This is a genomic window from Stenotrophomonas sp. HITSZ_GD (genome assembly GCF_029543105.1).
In the GTDB taxonomy this organism is placed as follows: Bacteria; Pseudomonadota; Gammaproteobacteria; order Xanthomonadales; family Xanthomonadaceae; genus Stenotrophomonas_A.
The window spans coordinates 1-4,331 of the sequence record NZ_JARQXB010000034.1; the positions used below are offsets into that span (position 1 = coordinate 1).

General features: G+C 69.2%; 4 protein-coding genes and 1 pseudogene. All 5 read right to left on the reverse strand.

The window, feature by feature from the left end:
- Nucleotides 1–140: 140 nt before the first annotated feature.
- The 5 genes and pseudogenes from truD to eno all read right to left on the reverse strand — a co-directional run bounded on the left by truD (nt 141) and on the right by eno (nt 4,036).
- Nucleotides 141–1,175, reverse strand: a complete 1,035-nt coding sequence (gene truD, locus P6166_RS17310; protein WP_277765670.1) for a tRNA pseudouridine(13) synthase TruD — start codon at nt 1,173–1,175, stop codon at nt 141–143.
- Nucleotides 1,172–1,660 (reverse strand): 2-C-methyl-D-erythritol 2,4-cyclodiphosphate synthase, encoded by a 489-nt coding sequence (gene ispF, locus P6166_RS17315; RefSeq protein ID WP_277765671.1) that lies wholly within the window; start codon nt 1,658–1,660, stop codon nt 1,172–1,174. The genes truD and ispF overlap by 4 nt, the downstream gene beginning before the upstream one ends.
- Before the next feature lie 34 nt (nt 1,661–1,694).
- Nucleotides 1,695–2,387: pseudogene (gene ispD, locus P6166_RS17320) on the reverse strand (2-C-methyl-D-erythritol 4-phosphate cytidylyltransferase); the annotation flags it as partial.
- The gene (gene ftsB, locus P6166_RS17325; RefSeq protein WP_277765672.1) at nt 2,384–2,740 is read right to left on the reverse strand and encodes a cell division protein FtsB; all 357 of its coding nucleotides are present in this window, start codon (nt 2,738–2,740) and stop codon (nt 2,384–2,386) included. The pseudogene ispD and the gene ftsB, both read right to left, overlap by 4 nt.
- Nucleotides 2,741–2,743: 3 nt before the next feature.
- Nucleotides 2,744–4,036: a phosphopyruvate hydratase gene (gene eno / locus P6166_RS17330; RefSeq protein WP_277765673.1), complete on the reverse strand. Its 1,293-nt coding sequence runs from the start codon at nt 4,034–4,036 to the stop codon at nt 2,744–2,746.
- Nucleotides 4,037–4,331: the final 295 nt, after the last annotated feature.

Below are 4,331 nucleotides of genomic sequence, written 5' to 3' on the forward strand. Positions count from 1 at the left end.
GAATCGGACAGGACGTCTGCTGAGCCGTGACGACCATACCCGCCAGACCGGTGCCCGCACCGTAAGACAACGCAACAAACCGCCCAATCACGAGCGCGCCACTCAAAAAAACCACCACACCAAACAAACGCGAAAGAAACCTACCCCTGCCCAGCAGCAGCCTCAACCTCCCCCAACTCCTGCAACACCGCCGTCGCATAACACCCCGGCGGCAACTCGAACCCCACCCACAGCACATCGGCCTCGCGCCACTCGTAGCGCAACCCTACCGGCCGAAGCCGCAGCGCGCGCCGCTCCTGCTTGAGCCCCGCCTGCTCCAGGCCCGCCCGCAGCGCCAGCGACACCTCGTCGGTCATCGCATCCCGCTCCAGCGCCGCCGCCGCCTCCTGGCTGCGCAACTCGCCAACACCCCACAACGGCCCGCTCGGATGGATATCGAAATCCGCCAGCCGCTGCGCCAGCACCTCGCTCCACGGCTCCGGCCCGAACACGCTGCGCGAGCCGTCCAGCATCCAGACCTCGCCGTCCAGCGGCCGGTCCCAGTCGCCTTGCGCCACGCGCGCCGCCAGCACCTGGTTGAACAGCTGCGACCGCGCGGCGGACAACAGCAGCGAGCGTTGGTCCTTGCGCACGCGGCGCCCCGCGAACATCGACAACGCGGCCTCGACGTTTCCACCCCCGTGGCCGAAGCGCTGCTCGCCAAACCAGTTGGGAATGCCCCGCGCGGCGATCTCGTCCAGCCGCGCCTCGATGGCCCCGCGCTCGCCCTCGGTCCCGCGCAGCACCAGGCCGAACCGGTTACCCGCCAGCGCACCGCGCTGCAGCTTGCGGTTGTGCCACGTGGAAGCGATCACCTGGATGTCGGCGCCATCCAGCAACGCCAGGTCCGGCGCGACGCGCTTGGGCAGGTGGACGCTGAAACGCTGCGTGGTGACGGCGTGGCGATCCTTCAGGCCAGCGTAGCTGACGGCCATTTCCGGCAGTCCCGCCCACTGCGCCAGGCGGCGCGCTACGTGGGCGGTGTTCTGCCCGCGCTTGCGCACGGTGAGCAGCAAATGCTCGCCCTCGCCGGTCGGCTCGAAGGCCGGCAGTTCGTCCACCTGGAAATCTTCCGGCACGCTGCGCATGCGCGCGCGCAGCACGGGACCGCCAAACGCACGCAGCAGCTCGCTCACAGGGCCACCAGCAGTACGGCGGCCTGCGCGACGATGCCTTCCTGGCGACCAGTGAAGCCGAGCTTCTCGCTGGTGGTCGCCTTGACGCTGATGCAGTCCAGCGCGACGCCCAGCACCGCGGCGATGCGTTCGCGCATCGCCAGGGCATGCGGGCCCACCTTGGGCCGCTCGCAGATCACGGTGACGTCGGCATTGCCCACCTGCCAGCCACGCTCGCGCAGCAACGTGTTGCAGTGGTCCAGCAGGTGGCTGCTGTCGGCGCCCTTCCAGCGGTCGTCGGAGGGCGGAAAGTGCTGGCCGATGTCGCCCAGCGCCAGGGCACCGAGCATGGCATCGCACAGGGCATGCAGGATGACGTCGCCGTCGCTGTGCGCAAGCACGCCGTGGGTATGCGGCACGCGCACACCGCCCAGCATCACGTGGTCGCCCTCGCCAAAGGCATGTACGTCGTAGCCTTGGCCGATGCGGAAATTCAGACCGCTCATGTCGTGTGTGTCCTGCGGCAGGCGGCGCTCAGGCGCCGCGCCGCGAAAGTTCGAATTCGAAGCGGGCCAGGTCGGCCGGCGTGGTGATCTTGAAGTTGTCCTCGGCGCCTTCCACCAGCAGCGGGCGCAGGCCCAGGCGCTCCATCGCCATGGCTTCGTCGGTGACCTCGACCCCGGCGGCCGCGGCTTCTTCCAGCCCGCGCACCAGTTGGTGACGACGGAACAGCTGCGGGGTCAGCGCGCGCCACAACCGCTCGCGCGGCTCGGTGCGGTCGATGCCGCCATCGTCGCCGGCGCGCTTGAGGGTATCGCGCACGGGGCTGGCAAGGATGGCGCCGACCGGATCGGTGCGGCCGGTCTCCAGCAACCGATCCAGATCGGTGGGGCCGATGTTCGGCCGCGCGGCGTCGTGCACGAGCACGAAGTCGTCACTGCGCACGCTGTCCGGCAATGCCAGCAGGCCGGCCAGCACCGACGCCGCGCGCGTGGCGCCGCCCACGGCAGTGAGGATCGGCTTGCCGGCCACGGCGCGCCAGCCCGGCCAGTCCGGATCGTTCTCGGAAAGCACCACCATCACGCCGGCCACCACCGGATGCGCGGCAAGCGCGTCCAGGGTGTAGGCGATCAGCGGGCGACCGGCGGCAGGCAGGTATTGCTTCGGCAACGGCGCACCGAAGCGGGTGCCGCGACCGGCCGCGGGGACCACCGCCCAGACCGAGCCCATCAGGGCTGCTCGCCCGGCGTGGCGGCATCGCCCGCCGCCGGCTGGCCCGGCGCGGCGGGCGCCGGGGTCGGCGGCACGTCTTCGACGACGCGGTAGAACTTCTCGCCGGGCTTGATCATGCCCAACTCGCTGCGTGCGCGCTCCTCGATGGCCGCCTCGCCGTCCTTGAGGTCCTTGACCTCGGCGGCCAGCGCGTCGTTGCGCTGGCGGCGGCCTTCGTTGTCGCGCTTCTGCTTGGCCACCTGCTCCTCCAGCTGCACCACTTCGCCGGAATTGCCGGGGCCGAACCAGAAGCGGTACTGCAGCCAGGCCAGCAGTACCGCCAGCACCAGCAGCAGCCAGCGCCAGTTGCGCATCGCTTACGGCTTGATCGAGACGAAGGCGTTACGACCGGCGTAACGCGCGCCGGCGCCGAGGGCTTCCTCGATGCGCAGCAGCTGGTTGTACTTCGCCACGCGGTCGCTGCGGCACAGCGAGCCGGTCTTGATCTGGGTGGCGGTGGTGGCCACGGCGATGTCGGCGATGGTGGTGTCCTCGGTCTCGCCCGAGCGGTGGGACACGATGGCGGCGTACTTGGCGTGGTGCGCCATGGCGATCGCCTCCAGCGTCTCGGTCAGGGTGCCGATCTGGTTGACCTTGATCAGGATCGCGTTGGCGGTGCCGGACTCGATGCCCTGCTTGAAGATCTTCGGGTTGGTGACGAACAGGTCGTCGCCGACCAGCTGCACCTTCTTGCCGATGCGCTCGGTGAGCAGCTTCCAGCCAGCCCAGTCGTCCTCGGCCAGGCCGTCCTCGATGCTGATGATCGGGTACTGGGCGGCCCAGTCGGCGAGGAAGTCAACGAACTGCTCGGAGGTCAGGCGCTTGTTCTCGCCGACCAGGTTGTACTTGCCGTTCTCGTAGAACTCGCTGGAGGCCACGTCCAGGCCCAGCAGCACGTCTTCGCCGGCGGTGTAGCCCGCCTTGCCGATGGCTTCCAGGATGGTGTCCAGGGCTTCGACGTTGCTGCGGAAATCCGGGGCAAAGCCGCCTTCGTCACCGACGGCGGTGCTCAGGCCATGGCCCTTCAGCACGGACTTCAGCGAGTGGAAGATCTCGGTGCCGGCGCGCAGCGCCTCGGAGAACGAGCCAAAGCCGACCGGCAGGACCATGAATTCCTGGAAGTCGACGTTGTTGTCGGCATGCGCGCCGCCGTTGATGATGTTCATCATCGGCACGGGCAGCGAGATGTCCGATTCGGTGATGGTGGCCAGGTACTGCCACAGGGCCTGCTTGCGCGAGGCGGCGACGGCATGCGCGGCGGCCAGCGAAACGCCGAGCAGCGCGTTGGCGCCCAGGCGGCCCTTGTTCTCGGTGCCGTCGAGGTCGATCAGGCGACGGTCCAGGCCTTCCTGGTCGGCGGCATCGTAGCCCTTCAAGGCACCGGCGATGGTGCCGTTGACGTTGTCGACGGCCTTGCGCACGCCCTTGCCGAGGTAACGGGTCTTGTCGCCGTCACGCAGCTCCACCGCCTCCTTGGTGCCGGTCGAGGCACCCGAGGGCACGGCGGCGCGGCCGAACGAACCGTCCTCGAGGGTGACTTCCGCTTCCAGCGTGGGGTTGCCACGGGAGTCGAGGATTTCGCGGGCGTGGATCTTGGCAATCTGGGTCATGGGGTCCTGGCGATCTGCAGCGCCGCGCACGCGCGGCGGTTAGGGGGTCCACCCGGGCAGGCCTGCGGCCTCGGGCGCCGGAACAGCAGCCGCATTGTAGTGAATGTGGGGGGCGATGGGAGAAGACCGGTGCACTCGCAACCAATCCGCCTGCGCGGTCGTTTTGGATTTTCGCGCAGAGCCGGCGTTTCCATTGCCATCGCGCGGGCGCCCGGGGCGATGCCCTGGCGGGGGACGCCAACTTCCGCATCCATGCGGGGCTCGTAGGGCGACATCCATGTCGCCCCACGCCCCC

What these genes read in the sequence shown, in the direction of transcription:
- ispF (WP_277765671.1), bottom strand. Translation starts at nt 1,660, where the DNA reads ATGAGCGGTCTGAATTTCCGCATCGGCCAAGGCTACGACGTACATGCC.
- ftsB (WP_277765672.1), bottom strand. Translation starts at nt 2,740, where the DNA reads ATGCGCAACTGGCGCTGGCTGCTGCTGGTGCTGGCGGTACTGCTGGCC.
- eno (WP_277765673.1), bottom strand. Translation starts at nt 4,036, where the DNA reads ATGACCCAGATTGCCAAGATCCACGCCCGCGAAATCCTCGACTCCCGT.